The organism is Streptomyces sp. NPDC096339, assembly GCF_044762985.1.
In the GTDB taxonomy this organism is placed as follows: Bacteria; Actinomycetota; Actinomycetes; order Streptomycetales; family Streptomycetaceae; genus Streptomyces.
Map to the genome: position 1 here is coordinate 146366 of NZ_JBIWFI010000004.1, position 13928 is coordinate 160293.

The following is a 13928-nucleotide window of genomic DNA, read 5'->3' on the forward strand; positions in this document are numbered from 1 at the left end:
TCCGGTCAACGTTATCCGCTGCGCCCACGGCCGCTCCACGGGCGCACGCGCTACCTTTCGGGCAGCGGGATTGGGAGGAGCCGGGGCATGGGGATCGAAAGCGACCATCTGGTCTACGAATATCTGAGCCGGGTCGGGGACTTGGCGCAGCGGCGGCAGCTTTCCTCCGGCGACCGGATGAGGCTGGTGGCCGGGCTGCGGGAGGAGATCGACCGTCGGCGCGCCAAGCACGACCCGGAGACCCCGGCCGCCGTCCGCCGCATCCTGGAACGCATCGGCACCCCGGAGGAGGTCCTGGACACGCTGGGGACGCTCTCTGGGGCTGGGGCTGGGGCTGGGGCTGGGGCTGGGGCCGGCTCCGGTTCCGGTTCCGGCTCGACCTCTGCTCCTGTCCCCGTCGCTGCCCAGGAGCCCGCGCCCGGCGCGGTACCCGTCCAGCGGAGCCCCGGCCTGCTGCGCCGCAAGGGCGTGCCGCCACAGCGGCCGGCGGCCGAGCCCCGGAACGTACCGCCGCACCTGGCCGGCCTCGACGAACTCGGCCCGTCCGACGGGGCCGAGCCCGACTGGTGGCGGGTGGCACCGGGTGCTTACGGGCGTGGGCCGCAGGTCGAGGGGTTCGCGGGCGGCATCGAGATCCCGGACCTCTTCAAGGAGGAGCTGGATGATGACGAGGCCGCTGCCGAGGCCGACGCCGACGCCGATGCCGGCGGGGCGGGGGAGGGGCGCGGGCGGACCCTCGTACGGTTCCTGCGTGACCGGCGGCGCGCCAAGCGGGAGGCCGCGGCGGCGGAGCCGGCCGCAGAGGAGACCCCCGCAGCCCGGCCGCGCCCGAACGCTTTCCTCTTGCTGGCCGCGATCGTGCTGCTCGCGGGGGTGGTCAGCGGCTACTGGCTGCTGCTGGTCATCGGCTGGCTCTTGCCTTACGCCTCGCGGGCCTTGGGCCCCGTCGAACGGAAGTGGACCGTCTTCGGCCCGCCGGGCGTGGTGCTCACGGGAGCGGTGGTGTGGGTGTGGGGCCGCATGAACGGCCGCTGGGGCGAGGTCCTGCCGGAGGACCAGCTGAGCACCGCCTTGCAGGGCATGTGGCCCTGGCTCCTGAGAGGCGCGGGCATCGCTTCGGCGGCGTACTTGGTGTGGCGGGCGCGGAGGCGGTAGGGGGCGGGAGTGGGGAGGCGGGTTGGCGGTGCCCCGGCCGGTCGGGAGCCAGTGAGGGTTGGGGGTTTCCCGTCAGTCCCATCGTCCTTCCGCGTCGGGCCGGCCTGTCAAGGGCGCTCCTCCTTCGTCGTCGCGTCGCTGCGCGATCGCCTTCGGCGACCCTTGACAGACCGTCCCGCCACGGAAAGACAAGGACTGCCGGGAACCCCCCAAAGGAACGGGCCGGGCCAGAGATTCCCAAACGGGCCCACAGCAATGCCCGACCAGGCTCCCGCCCAGCGGGCCCCACCTCGGGCCCGCCCGCCTCGCCCTCCGGGCCGCGCAGGCGGCCACACCCCTCCAAAGGTCGACCACAAGAGCCTGAGCGGCAGGAAGGGCGCCCCAGATCGCTACGCGCTCCTCACGTCTCGGCGTCTGCGACCCGCCAGGGGCTGGTCACGCACCGGATCGCTACGCGCTTCTCCCTGACGGCGTCCGACGGTCGATTGGGGCCGGACATAGGCCGCCGACGATCGCTACGCGCTCCTCGATGACGGCGTCTGCGGCCCGTCCTGGGCAGAGGAATTGCCCTTCCGGCCTTCTCGTCAGCCCTTGTCGGGCCGCTTCCAGTCCTGGACGAGCAGTCCGAGCAACACCTCGTCCAGGAACTCGCCCAGTACCCAGGCAGAGGAGCGCAGGACGCCTTCGCGGATGAAGCCGTTGCGCTCGGCCGAGCGCAGCATCGCGTGGTTGTCCGCCAGGGTCTCGATCTGCAGCCGCTGCAGGCCGCGCACGACGAAACCGTAGTGGCACAGCACGGCGACCACGTCGGTGCCGTAGCCCTTGCCACGGGAAGACGGCAGCAGTCCGAGTCCGATGTGGGCGGACCGGTTGTGGTTGTCGATGCCCCACAGGGTCGCGGTGCCGATCAGCGTGCCGCCGTCCAGCTCCACCACGGAGAACGGGACGTGCCCCTGCTCCTTGTCGTCCACCACGAGCCGTGGGTCCTTCGAACCGGGTGTGATCGGCCGCCACGGGCCGCCTTCGGCCCGCGAGCCGTTGACCACGTCGTCGTAGAGCTCGGTCCGCAGGATCGGGATGTCCTCATCGTGCCGGGCCCTGAGCCCGACCTTGCCGCCTCGAAGCATGCGACGTTCCTATCCACCCGGACCGGTCGACGGCAAGCCATTAACCGCCCGCCGTGGACCAGCCCAAGACCGCCTGCTGACGCCGTCGTTGAGGACCGCGTAGCGATCGTGGGCGGCCTATGACCAGCCCGAAGAGGCCGTGGGCGCCGTCAGGGAGAAGCGCGCGATGGGACTGACGGGAAACCCCCAAGACTTCTCTGACTGCCGGTCGGCCGCGGCGCCGCCCACCCGGGCTGCTGCCCCGCCGCACCCCTCCGTACGTCCCGCTCAGCCGCCCGGGATGGTCTGCTGCGGCTCCTGTAGCGGGTTGGCGTCGGCGGCTTTGACCAGGTCGAGGAAGGGCTGTGCCTTGGCGAGTTCGAGCAGTTGGTCGTTGGTGACCGGCGCCGAGGTGTTCGAGGCGTCGTGCGGTGCGATGGTCAGGGAGACGTTGCTCCTTCCGTAATGGAAGGACACCTGCGTCGCGGTGACGTTGCCGTTGTTGATCGGGGAGGTCGCCGCGGTGGCTTCGATGCCGCCCGGCAGAGTGGCCGTCTTGCAGATCTGGCCCTTCACCCCCAGGCAGGGCTTGATGCCGGGGTCCGCATTCGACGGGCGGACCCTGAAGATGATGGTGAACGCCTTGCCGTCCTTGGTGCCCTGGTATTGGCTCACGTGCAGGTCGGTCCGCTGTACGGTGCCGACCGTCCCCGGCAGCAGGTCCTGGAGGACGCCGACCGCCTGGTTCTGGAAGTTCTCCTGCCTGGCCCGCTCGGCCGGCGGCAGGTCGGCCATCGAATCCTCGCCCGCGGTCGGTTCGATGTGCACAGGCGGCAGCAGCGCACTGCTCGACGGTTGACCGGCCACGTTGATCGTCCCGCCCACCTGCCGGCCGCTGGTGTCGGCGGGCAGCGCGGTGGCGACGGCCACGCCGAGCGCGGCGACGGCGAGTGCGCCGCCGCCGATCGCGAAGCGGACGCGCGCCTTGCGGCGGCGGCCCTGGGCGCGGGCCGGGCCCGTGAGGTCGGGCAGTGGGGGCAGGTCGGCGGTCGTGCGGTCCATCGCGTCGCGGACCAGCAGGACCGCGCTGTCGTCCGGGAGTTCGTAGAGCTCTTCGTGGGTACTCATGGCGTCTCCTCAGTTCCTCAGTTCCCTGTGGCGTAGATGTGGGCCTCGCCGAGTTGCGTCCGCAGCCTGCCCAGGGCGCGCGAACACTGGCTCTTGACCGTGCTCTCGCTGCACCGCAGCAGCTCGGCGACCGTGCCGACGCTGAGGTCCTCCCAGTAGCGCAGGATGACCATGGCCCGGGCCCGTGGCGGGAGCTGGGCCAGTGCGGCGAGCAGGGTGACGCGCAGTTCGGCGTGTTCGGGCAGCGGTGGCACGTCGGCGTGCCGGTGCGCCAGGAGGTCGCGCAGGCGGCGGCGTCGCTCGGCGAGGAAGGTGCGGGTCAGTACGGTCCTGGCGTAGGCGTCGGGACTGTCGGCGGCGGACACCTTCCGCCAGTGCTGGAACAGTTTCGCGAGCGTCGTCTGGGTCAGGTCGCGTGCGCCGTCCGCGTTCCCGCACAGCAGGTACGCGGTGCGGTACAGCTTGCGCTGACTGGCCCGGGCAAAGGCCTCGAAGTCGTACTCGGTGCCTGGTGGCATCCGCCCTCCCCTTCACATCGTGTCTCTCACCCCTGTCCTGAGTGCTGCCGCACGGGAAAGGTTGAGAACAAATTTCGGGGAGGGCGAGGGGGCGGGGTGGGTTCGTTTTCCCGCCGTAGGCCTGCTGTCGGTCTGCCGTCCGTCCGCCTCGGCACAATGGACGGTATGAACCTCACAGTCGGCTTCGACCTCGACATGACCCTGATCGACTCGCGCCCGGGCATCAAGGCCGCCTACCAGGCGCTTTCGGCCGAGACGGGTACGTTCATCGACGCCGACGCGGCCGTCACGCGGCTCGGGCCGCCGCTCGACGAGGAGCTCGCGCACTGGTTCCCGGAGGCCGAGATCCCGGCCATGGCGGACCGATACCGTGAGATCTACCCCACGTACGCCATCGAGCCGACCCCGGCGATGCCGGGCGCCCGCGAAGCAGTGGAGGCGGTCCAGGCCCTCGGTGGCCGCGCGATCGTGGTCACCGCCAAGCACGAGCCGAATGCCCGTCTGCACCTGTCGCACCTCGGCATCGAGCCGGACGCGGTGATCGGCTGGCTGTGGGCGGAGGCCAAGGCGGGTGCGCTGCGCGAGTACGGGGCGCAGGTCTACGTCGGCGACCACGTGGGCGACGTACGCGGCGCCCGTACGGCCGGTGCCGTGTCGGTGGCGGTCCCGACCGGCCCTTGCCCGGAGCCGGAGCTGCGCGCGGCCGGCGCCGACGTGGTCCTGCCGGACCTGACGGCGCTGCCGCAGTGGCTGGCGCAGTACGTGGCGGCGGCCCAGCCGGTCTAAGGCTCCCTGATCACGCCTGTGAGGCCCGGGCGGCCCTGCGCTGGGCCGCGGCCGAGCGCAGTACGCCCGCCGCCGAGATGGCGAAGCCGACGCCCATGAGCATGCAGACGGCCCACGCGTACGACGGGAACGGGTCGATGTCGAGGAAGAGCGGGGCCATCGTCACCAGCGTGGCGACGGCGCCCGCGATGAACACGATGCCGCCGGCCTTCACCAGCGCGTCGCCGGGCCGCGCTTCGTCGGGGGAAGAGGTGTCAGTCACCGCACCAGGGTAGTTCCCGCCCGTGCCCGGTCCTTTCCGCGTCGTTCCCGGTGTTTTCCGCAAGGGTCGAGATCCGGGCAGGGGGTGTTCGGCCATGCTTGACGGGCCGCAACTCAGGGGAGACTCTTCACAGCGAGAGCAGGCAGTAACGGCCCAGGTACATGGATACCCTGACCTGCTGAGACATGTTGGTTCGGTTCCGGGTATGTGAGACGGGGTGCGTGCTTTGCCCACCGGCAAGGTCAAGTGGTTCAACAGTGAGAAGGGCTTCGGCTTCCTCTCCCGCGACGACGGCGGCGACGTCTTCGTCCACTCGTCGGTGCTCCCCGCCGGGGTCGATGCCCTCAAGCCCGGCCAGCGCGTCGAGTTCGGCGTCGTCGCCGGCCAACGCGGCGACCAGGCCCTTTCGGTGACCGTGCTCGACCCGGCGCCGTCCGTCGCGGCCGCGCAGCGGCGCAAGCCCGACGAGCTCGCCTCGATCGTGCAGGACCTCACGACCCTGCTGGAGAACATCACGCCGATGCTGGAGCGGGGCCGCTACCCCGACCGGACGCACGGCACGAAGATCGCCGGACTGCTGCGCGCGGTCGCCGATCAGCTCGACGTCTGACCCGTCGTACATACGCACGTCGCCGCCCCGCCACTCGAAAGAGCGGCGGGGCGCTTCGTCGTCGGGGGTTACGGGAAGTCGAGCGCGCCCGGCGCGATGGCCGGCACCAGGCCCTCGGCGGCCGCCCGGGTCAGCAGCCCGCGCACCGCCGCGTAGCCGTCCTCGCCGAGCCCGGCCGTGAACTCGTTGACGTACAGGCCGATGTGCTGGTCGGCGACGGCCGGGTCGAGTTCCTGCGCGTGGGCGCGCACGTACGGGCGGGAGGCCTCCGGGTCGTCCCAGGCCATCAGGACCGAGGCCTTGGCCGACGCGGCCAGCGTCCGCAGGGTCTCGGCGCCCAGCGAGCGCTTGGCGATGATCGCGCCGAGCGGGATCGGCAGGCCGGTCGTGGACTCCCAGTGCTCGCCCATGTCGGCCAGGCAGTGCAGTCCGTAGTCCTGATAGGTGAACCGGGCCTCGTGGATGACCAGTCCGGCGTCCACCCGGCCGTCGCGGACCGCCGGCATGATCTCGTTGAACGGCAGCACGACCACCTTGCCGACCCCGTCGGGCAGCACGTCCGCCGCCCACAGCCGGAACAGCAGGTAGGCGGTGGAGCGTTCGCTGGGCACGGCGACCGTCCTGCCCGTCAGGTCGAGATCCGGCTCCCGGGTCAGGACCAGGGGGCCGCAGCCGCGCCCCAGGGCCCCGCCGCAGGGGAGCAGCGCGTACTCCTCCAGCACCCACGGCAGTACGGCGTACGAGACCTTCAGCACGTCCAGCTCGCCGCGCTCGGCCATGCCGTTGGTGATGTCGATGTCGGCGAAGGTGACGTCGAGGTCGGGCGCCCCCGGGACCCGGCCGTGGGCCCAGGCGTCGAAGACGAAGGTGTCGTTGGGGCAGGGTGAGTAGGCGATCCGCACGGCGGCGTTACCGGTCGTGCCGGTGCTCGTGGCGGTGCTCGTGGCGTTGCTCAAGGCGTTCTCCCCAGTTCGCGAGTACGGGGCCCAGTGCGCGGAAGCCGCCGGCGAGCGCGTCGAGCGCGTCCCCGATCCGCCAGGCGGCGCGGTCACGCGGGCCCACGGCGTTGGACACGGCGCGGATCTCCAGTACGGGCAGCCCGTGGGCGGCTGCCGCCTCGGCGACCCCGAAGCCCTCCATGGCCTCGGCCCCGGCCAGCGGATGCCGGGCCGCGAGCACGGCGGCGCGGGCGGCGGTGCCCGTGACGGTGGAGACGGTCAGTACGGGCGCGAGCAGCGCGCCGGTGGCCTCGGCGGCGCGGGCCGCGAGTTCCGCGGGAGGCAGGTGCACGCTGTGCCCGAAGCCGAGGGCTGAGACGTCGAGGAAGCCGTCGGGGGTCTCGGCCCCCAGGTCGGCGGCGACGATCGCGTCGGCGACCACGAGGGAGCCGACCGGGGCGGCGGGCGGGAACCCGCCGCCGATGCCCGCGCTGACCACGAGGTCGTAGCCGGCGAGGGTCAGGGCGGTGGCGGTGGCGGCGGCTGCCGCGGCCGGCCCGACGCCCCCGACGAGCACGTCGAGGGCGATGCCGGGGAGGTCCCGCCGGGTCGTGCGGTAGCCACCGGGGAGGGTGCGCGGCTCAGGGCCGGGGGTGTCCGGATGAGGGGTCAGACCGGCGGCGACGGAGTCTGCCTCCGCCGCCACCGCGGTCACCACGAGCGCGCGCACCGGTGGGCCGTCCGGTTACTTGAGCTTGAGGTTGAAGGACCAGACCGCGAGCGGCTTGCCGGTCTCGTCGAGCTGGAGGAAGGCGAGCTTCTTCGAGGCGGGGGCTTCGCCCTGGCCGCCGGTCGCGAAGACGTCGGCGCCGGGGAAGCTGCGGTAGGTGTTCGACGAGGGCTCGGTGATCGGCTGGCCGTCCAGCACCGCCGACCACTTCTTGCCGTCCTCGACGACCTCCGGCTCGACACCCAGACGCAGGGTGTCGCCTCGGCCGTACTCGATGGTCTTGGCGTCCTTGAGGCCGGTGAGGCATTCCTGGACCCGGTCCATGGAGAGCGGCTCGCCGTCGGAGTGGCAGGCGGCTTCGGCGGACACCGACGAGGTGCCGATCGTGACGGTCGCCAGCGGTGTCGGCTTGTCGCAGGCGGAGAGGAGGAGGAGGCCGGCGGACACGGCTCCGAGGGCCGCGACGCTGCGGCGGGCCCTACCCGAGAAAAGCGGTGCGGTCATGAGCCGAAGGCTATCGGGCCGGTCGGCCGAGCCGCTGCACGGGGTCCGGCCTGCGGTGAGTCGCGGCCCTGCCTCGCCGGGGCTGCGCCCCGCACCCCGCGCCTCAAACGCCCGACCCAGCCCCTCCGGCGTTTGAGGAGCGGGTCTGGGCGGAGCCCAGGGGGCCGCGCAGCGGCGGCTTCGGCGGCTACGCGACGCGGGGTCGCTGGGCCCCCGGCTGGTGGTGGCGCGGCGCGGTCAACAGGCCGCGGAGGGCCATGGTCGTGCCCAGGGCGACCATCGCCGCGGCGACCGACATGCCCAGGACCCCGTTCAGCGGCAGGACGATGCCGATCGCGCCCCCCAGCACCCACGCCACCTGGAGGAGCGTCTCGGAGCGGGCGAACGCGGAGGTCCGCACGGCCTCCGGTACGTCCCGCTGGATCATCGCGTCCAGTGACAGCTTCGCCAGCGCCTGGCAGAACCCCGCCGTCGCGGCCAGGACGGCCATGAAGAGCCCGCTGAAGAAGACCGCCGCCAGGATCGCCACCCCGAGGGTCAGGCTCAGGACGGCCGCGATGATCGCCTCCGGCGCCCGCGCCCGCAGCCACGAGCCCACCGCCGTGCCGCACGCGTTGCCGATGCCCGCCGAGACGGCCACGATGCCCAGTGACACCGCCGCGCTCTGCCCGCCGAGCGGGTGCTCGCGCAGCAGGAACGCCAGGAAGAAGATGAGGAAGCCGGAGAGCGCCCGCATCGACGCGTTCGCCAGCAGTCCGCACAGCACCGACCGGCTCACCGTGCGAAGGCCCGGCCGCTTCGAGTGCGGCTCGTGCGTGGACAGCCGTGCCCGCCGTTCGCCCTTCGCCTCGTCCACCTTGTGCGGCAGCGTGAACGCCGCGACGGTCCCCCAGACGAAGATGGCGCTGGCCCCGTACAGCGGCCACTGCGGCCCGATCACCTGGAGCCCGGCGCCCACCGGCGCCGCCACGCCCGTGGCCAGCAGGCCGGCCAGCGTGACGCGCGAGTTCGCCTTGACGAGTGAGAACTTCGGCGGGAGGAGGCGCGGGACCACCGCGCTGCGCACGACCCCGTACGACTTGGACGCGACGAGGACCCCGAGCGCCGCCGGGTACAGCTGGATGCCGCCCGTGGCCACCGCGCCGGACATCATCACCGCCAGCAGCGCGCGGGCCAGCATCGCGGCCGCCATGGAGGCGCGGCGACCGTGCGGCAGCCGGTCCAGCAGCGGGCCGATCACCGGGGCCAGCAGGGTGAAGGGCGCCATCGTGATGCCCAGGTACAGGGCCACCCGGCCGCGGGCCTCGTCCGTGGGGACGGAGAAGAACACCGTGGAGGCCAGAGCCACGGTGATGAGCATGTCGCCGGCGCCGTTGATGGCGTGCAGCTCGATGAGTTTGCCGAGGCCCGATTCACCGGCCCCGTGCGCGTGCGTGGCCCGCCGGATCCCGCGTGCCGTACCGGTGATCGGGGTGTGCAGGGCACGCCCCAGGGCCCGGCCGGCCCGCCTGGCCGGTCCCGAGCCGTCGCCGGACGACCGTGCGGGTGCCACGTGGCCATAGTGCCCCACCCCGCCGTCGGGGAGCCCTCCCGGCGCGTGCTCGTGGCGGGCTCGTGGGGTCGTGGCCGCGTGGTCGTCGCGGCCCGTCCCGCCTTCGGATCCGCTTCGGGTCCGCTTCGGGTCCGCTCGGGGTGCCGCCTCGGGTCCGGTCCGGGGCCACTCCGGGTCCGCTCCTTGTCCGCGAATCGGACCTTGCATGTGGGCCGGAGGCTTCGGAGGAGGTAGCGTGCGTAGCGCGCCACCGGCGGTTGCTCCTGGCCGCGCGCCTCTTCGCGATCCCGCAGAATGGATCGCATAAAGGTGCGCCCGGAGTCCGATCGGGTGCGGACGTCGACGCGGCCCTCTGGTCCGCTCCGCCCGCGCCACGTACGGACGGCACCGACGGGTCGTTGACGACGACAGTACGGACGGCGCACACGTGAGACGGCGTAGGAGAGAACGAGAAAAGTGAGTGCTGCGACGACGCGAAGCCGTACCCCGCGTACCCCCGACCGCCTGTGCGTCGAGGCGGTAGAACTCGCCCGCGCGTCGGCCGAGGAGGCCGCGTACCCCGGTGTGGTGGGAGAGCACGTCTCCGCCGTCGCGGAGGGCGACCGGGTCGTCACTCACTTCTTCGAGTGCAAGGAACCGGGCTACCGGGGCTGGCGCTGGGCCGTCACCGTGACCCGCGCCTCCCGCGCGAAGAACGTCACCCTCGACGAAACGGTGCTGCTGCCGGGCGACGACGCGCTGCTCGCGCCGGAGTGGGTGCCGTGGAGCGAGCGGCTGCGCCCCGGAGACATGGGCCCCGGCGACCTGCTGCCCACGGACGCGGAGGACCTGCGGCTGGAGCCGGGCTGGTCGGGCGAGGACGCCCCGCCGCCGAACTCGGTCGTTTCCACCGAGATGGCCGAACTGGTCGAGGCGGAAGACGCCGACGTCACGGACCGCACGGTGGTCCCGGCCCGCGGTTCGATCACCTCGGTGGCCGAGGAGCTGGGCATGCGCCGGGCCCGGGTCCTGTCCCGGTACGGGCTGCACACCGCGGCCGACCGCTGGGACGAGGGCTTCGGCGCGAAGACCCCGATGGCGCAGGCGGCGCCGGCCTCGTGCGTCTCGTGCGGCTTCCTGGTCGCGATCGGCGGCTCGCTGGGCCAGGCCTTCGGCGTCTGCGCGAACGAGTTCTCCCCGGCCGACGGCCGTCTGGTCTCCCTCTCCTACGGTTGCGGAGGCCACTCCGAGGCCGCGGTCATGCCGGCGCCGCCGAGGCCGGCGCCGCCGGTGCTCGACTCGATGGCCGCGGACGAGTTCCCCCTGCACCCCGCCCCCGCCGCGGACACCGGCTCGGTCCCGCCGGCGGACGTACAGGCCGCGGACCTGGGTCACTCGTAAGGTCCGTCCGCCACCCGCTCCGGCGGCGTACCCTCGCGGCATGGGGGACGCCGACATGGACATGGTGGGGATGACCGGCCGGGTGACCGGGACGGTCGGGCCGGGCCTCGTGGGCGAGGTCATCGTACGGATCCGGGGCGGGGCGGAGCACTTCCTCGCCCACCCGGTGCCGGGCTCCGGGCCGGAACGGCTCGGCGTCGGGACGGTGGTGACGGTCGTCGAGTACCAGCCACCGCGCACCGTCTACGTGATGGCGGCCTACGACGCCTGAGCTGTGTGTATCAAGATGGCGATAAGAATCCGCCTACGTCTTCCCGGCCGGTCCGGGCAGGCGCAGACTCGCCCTCGTCGGTGCCGAACGGCACCGGAATAAGGGGGCGTTGCCGATGGCTATCGGCGTCGTGGCGGGGATCGTCCTCGCCGCAATCGTGGCTCTGATCGGCCTGTTCAAGCTCATGTGGCGGGTGGCCGAACCGAACGAGGCACTCGTCATCTCCGGCTCCACGCACAAGACCGAGGGACTCGGCGAGGGCATGGGGTTCCGGATCGTCACCGGGCGCGGAACGCTCGTCGTCCCGGGCGTACAGGCCGTGCGGAAGCTGTCCCTGGACCTCAACGAGACGCAGCTCGTGGTGGACTGCGTGACGCACCAGGGCATCCCGCTGCGGGTCAAGGGCGTGGTCATCTTCAAGATCGGCGATGACCTCGTGTCCATCGCCAACGCGGCGCGCCGCTTCCTCGACCAGCAGAAGATGATGCCGGAGCGGGTGCACATCGTCTTCGCCGGTCATCTCCGCTCCATCGTGGGCGGCCTGACGGTCGAGGACATGATCCGCGATCGGGAGAAGCTGACCGGGCAGACCCGGGCGGCCTGCGGTACGGAGATGGAGAAGCTCGGCCTGATCGTGGACTCGCTCCAGATCCACGAGATCGAGGACCCGACCGGCTACATCAAGAACCTGGCGATGCCGCACGCGGCCGCCGTGCAGCGGGACGCGCGGATCGCGCAGGCCGAGGCGAACCGGCTGGCGACGGAGGCCGAGCAGACCGCGTTCGCGCGGATGGCGGAGGCCACCCGGGACAGCGAGATCCTCCAGGCCGGCTACCAGGCCGAACGCGACAAGGCGGCGGCCACCGCCCGCCAGGCGGGCCCGCTGTCGGAGGCGGCGGCGCGCCAGGAGGTCGTGGTCCAGGAGACCAAGGTGGCGGAGCTGGAGGCGCACCGGCGGGAGCAGCAGCTCCAGGCGGACGTGCGCAAGCCGGCCGACGCGAAGGCGTACGAGATCAGGACCCGGGCCGAGGCGGAGCGCGACGCGCGGATCTCGTCGGCCCAGGCGAAGGCGCGGGAGACGGAGCTGGCGGCGGCCGCGGAGGCGACCCGCGTCAAGACGGCGGCGACCGCCGACGCGGCGGCCACGGAGGCCCGCGGTCTGGCGGCCGCGACGGCGACGCGGGCCACGGGTGAGGCGGAGGCGGCGGCGACGCAGGCCCGCGGTCTCGCGGAGGCGGCGGCGGCGAAGGCCCGGGGTCTCGCCGAAGCGGAGGCGATCAAGGCGCGGGCCGCGGCGCTGGCGGAGAACCAGGAGGCGGTGGTCGCGCAGCAGCTGGCCGAGAACTGGCCGGCGATCGTCGAGGCGGGCGCGGGGGCGTTCGGGAACGTGGAGCACATGGTGCTGCTGAACGGGGCGGAGGGGATGTCGGAGATGTTCGCGAAGGCCCTCTCCATGGGCGGCGCGGGCCTCGGCGTGGCCCGCCAGCTCCTCGCCTCGATGTCCCAGCCGCCGACGGCTGCCGCCGCCCCTGCCGAGGCGGCCCCGGCGGCCCCGTCCCTGAACGGCCGGGTGCCGATCCACGAGGAGTGACGGCCACCGGGTCCGGGCGGGGCCGAGACGCCGCTGCGCGGCATCCCGGGCTCCGCCCAGCCCCGCTCCTCAAACGCCGGAGGGGCTGGATGTTGCTGCTGCCGTCCGCCAGGCGCGGCTCAAAAGCCCCGGCGCTCAAACGCCGGCGGGGCTGAAATTGCCCTCCGGGCAATCCAGCCCCGCCGGCGTTTGAGGCGCCGCCGGAGGCAAACCCAGCCCCGCCGGCGTTTGAGGCGCCGGGTCTGGGGCGGAGCCCCCGGGAGGGCGGCCCGCAGGGGCTCAGTCCCCCGCGCCCCGCCGCCGGAACACGCGCTTCGCGCCGAAGGCCAGCACGAAGGCCACCGCCAGGACGGCCGCGCCCTTCGTGAAGCTGCCCTGCGGCGCCGGCTCCGCCGCGGAGGAGCCGGGCGCGGCCGGGGCCGCGGTGCCCGAGGGCGACGGGGCCGCGGAGGGTACCGGGACGGCCACGACGCGGCTGCCCTCGCCCTCCGCCCCGAACATCAGCGTCCGCCCGTCCGGCGTGTACGTCACCGACTCGGCCTGCCCCTGCCACGGCGCGTCGACCCGTTCGCCCTCACCCTCCGGCCGCCCGTCCTTCCACGGGTACGTACGGGCCATGAAGTACCCCCGCAGGGTCAGCCGCGTCCCGTCGGGGGAGAACGCCCCGTCCGTCACCCACGGCACGTCCGCGACCCGCCGGAACACGTTCGCCGAGCCGGTCGACAGCTCCGCGGGGCCCTCGTACAGGCCGCCCTTGCTCTCGTCCTTGCTCGCGATGTACACGCGGCCCGTGACCGGATGCACCATCAGCGCCTCCGCGTTCCGCGGCCCGTCCGCGTACCGCACGGTGAACTGGGTCGCCTTGACCGTGACGTCGGCCAGTTCCTTCGGTTCCTCGAAGCGGTAGATCCACACGTGGTCCCAGGTGCCGTTCAGGTTGTCGCCGATGTCCCCGACGTACAACTGCCCGTCCGGGCCCAGTGAGATGGCCTCGACGTCGCGCGGTTTCCCGATGCCCGTCAGGGTGACGCGGGCCACCGTCTTCCCGGTCGCCGAGTCCACGGCGTAGACGTACGGGCCGTCGTCGCTGTCGTTGTGCGTCCAGTACACGCCCGGGTGGATCCGGCTGGCCGCGAGCCCGCTCGACTCCTTGATCCGGGGGTCGGTGATGGTGAACGAGGACGCCCCGGGAGTCCCCGAGGCGGAGACGGCGAGGGCCGCCGAGGGCAGCACGGCGAGGGCGGCCGAGGGCAGCACGGCGAGGGCGGCCGCGACGACGGTGACGGCGGCGGTGACGGCGGCGGATGACAACGGCAGCATGCGCATTCCCCCAGCCTGCCGGCCCGCACCGCGTGTCCGGCATCACAGCTGCTCACGGCGGGCGATCCGCGATGATG

At 72.9% G+C, this 13928-nt stretch carries 15 protein-coding genes; 6 read left to right on the forward strand and 9 right to left on the reverse strand.

All coding sequences use genetic code 11. The features are described from left to right. Positions 1-87 precede the first annotated feature (87 nt). Positions 88-1155, forward strand: coding sequence for a hypothetical protein (locus ACIQ5Y_RS09025; RefSeq protein ID WP_403876921.1), 1068 nt, complete (start codon positions 88-90; stop codon positions 1153-1155). A gap of 584 nt (positions 1156-1739) precedes the next feature. Here the strand turns inward: ACIQ5Y_RS09025 and ACIQ5Y_RS09030 are convergent. The 3 genes from ACIQ5Y_RS09030 to ACIQ5Y_RS09040 all read right to left on the reverse strand — a co-directional run bounded on the left by ACIQ5Y_RS09030 (position 1740) and on the right by ACIQ5Y_RS09040 (position 3907). After that, positions 1740-2282 carry a GNAT family N-acetyltransferase gene (locus tag ACIQ5Y_RS09030; RefSeq protein WP_403876924.1) on the reverse strand — a complete coding sequence of 181 codons (543 nt, stop codon included), beginning with the start codon at positions 2280-2282 and terminating at the stop codon, positions 1740-1742. A 267-nt stretch (positions 2283-2549) separates the two neighbouring features. Continuing rightward, entirely contained in the window at positions 2550-3389 is an 840-nt protein-coding gene (locus tag ACIQ5Y_RS09035; protein ID WP_403876927.1) for a hypothetical protein, read from the reverse strand. 17 nt (positions 3390-3406) lie between these two features. Next, a complete protein-coding gene (locus ACIQ5Y_RS09040) occupies positions 3407-3907 on the reverse strand; it encodes a SigE family RNA polymerase sigma factor (protein ID WP_403876930.1) in 501 nt (166 codons plus the stop codon). Positions 3908-4072: 165 nt separating this feature from the next. On the opposite strand from ACIQ5Y_RS09040, the gene ACIQ5Y_RS09045 reads away from it, so the two are divergent. Continuing rightward, complete coding sequence (locus ACIQ5Y_RS09045) at positions 4073-4693, forward strand: HAD family hydrolase (RefSeq protein ID WP_403876934.1); 621 nt, start codon at positions 4073-4075, stop codon at positions 4691-4693. 10 nt (positions 4694-4703) lie between these two features. Here ACIQ5Y_RS09045 and ACIQ5Y_RS09050 read toward each other — a convergent pair whose 3' ends face one another. Next, positions 4704-4955 (reverse strand): hypothetical protein, encoded by a 252-nt coding sequence (locus ACIQ5Y_RS09050; protein ID WP_403876937.1) that lies wholly within the window; start codon positions 4953-4955, stop codon positions 4704-4706. Between the two features lie 226 nt (positions 4956-5181). Here ACIQ5Y_RS09050 and ACIQ5Y_RS09055 point away from each other — a divergent pair, with 226 nt between their 5' ends. Further along, positions 5182-5565, forward strand: a complete 384-nt coding sequence (locus ACIQ5Y_RS09055; RefSeq protein WP_136213802.1) for a cold-shock protein — start codon at positions 5182-5184, stop codon at positions 5563-5565. Between the two features lie 68 nt (positions 5566-5633). On the opposite strand, the gene ACIQ5Y_RS09060 is transcribed toward ACIQ5Y_RS09055, so the two are convergent. From ACIQ5Y_RS09060 to ACIQ5Y_RS09075, 4 genes are all read right to left on the reverse strand, one after another. Then, the gene (locus tag ACIQ5Y_RS09060; protein ID WP_403876940.1) at positions 5634-6521 is read right to left on the reverse strand and encodes a 1,4-dihydroxy-6-naphthoate synthase; all 888 of its coding nucleotides are present in this window, start codon (positions 6519-6521) and stop codon (positions 5634-5636) included. Next, the gene (locus tag ACIQ5Y_RS09065; RefSeq protein ID WP_403876943.1) at positions 6475-7233 is read right to left on the reverse strand and encodes a futalosine hydrolase; all 759 of its coding nucleotides are present in this window, start codon (positions 7231-7233) and stop codon (positions 6475-6477) included. The genes ACIQ5Y_RS09060 and ACIQ5Y_RS09065 overlap by 47 nt, the downstream gene beginning before the upstream one ends. A gap of 15 nt (positions 7234-7248) precedes the next feature. Beyond that, positions 7249-7737, reverse strand: coding sequence for a DUF2771 domain-containing protein (locus ACIQ5Y_RS09070; RefSeq protein ID WP_403876946.1), 489 nt, complete (start codon positions 7735-7737; stop codon positions 7249-7251). Between the two features lie 187 nt (positions 7738-7924). Next, complete coding sequence (locus ACIQ5Y_RS09075) at positions 7925-9289, reverse strand: MFS transporter (RefSeq protein WP_403876949.1); 1365 nt, start codon at positions 9287-9289, stop codon at positions 7925-7927. Between the two features lie 456 nt (positions 9290-9745). Between ACIQ5Y_RS09075 and ACIQ5Y_RS09080 the strand changes: the two genes are divergently transcribed. The 3 genes from ACIQ5Y_RS09080 to ACIQ5Y_RS09090 all read left to right on the forward strand — a co-directional run bounded on the left by ACIQ5Y_RS09080 (position 9746) and on the right by ACIQ5Y_RS09090 (position 12531). Continuing rightward, on the forward strand, positions 9746-10669 hold the full coding sequence (locus ACIQ5Y_RS09080) for a DUF3027 domain-containing protein (protein ID WP_403876952.1): 924 nt from the start codon (positions 9746-9748) through the stop codon (positions 10667-10669). A gap of 40 nt (positions 10670-10709) precedes the next feature. Then, positions 10710-10940 (forward strand): hypothetical protein, encoded by a 231-nt coding sequence (locus tag ACIQ5Y_RS09085; protein ID WP_403876955.1) that lies wholly within the window; start codon positions 10710-10712, stop codon positions 10938-10940. Between the two features lie 115 nt (positions 10941-11055). Then, positions 11056-12531 carry a flotillin family protein gene (locus ACIQ5Y_RS09090; protein WP_403876958.1) on the forward strand — a complete coding sequence of 492 codons (1476 nt, stop codon included), beginning with the start codon at positions 11056-11058 and terminating at the stop codon, positions 12529-12531. 279 nt (positions 12532-12810) lie between these two features. Here ACIQ5Y_RS09090 and ACIQ5Y_RS09095 read toward each other — a convergent pair whose 3' ends face one another. Next, entirely contained in the window at positions 12811-13857 is a 1047-nt protein-coding gene (locus ACIQ5Y_RS09095) for a WD40 repeat domain-containing protein (RefSeq protein WP_403876961.1), read from the reverse strand. Between the last annotated feature and the right edge of the window lie 71 nt (positions 13858-13928).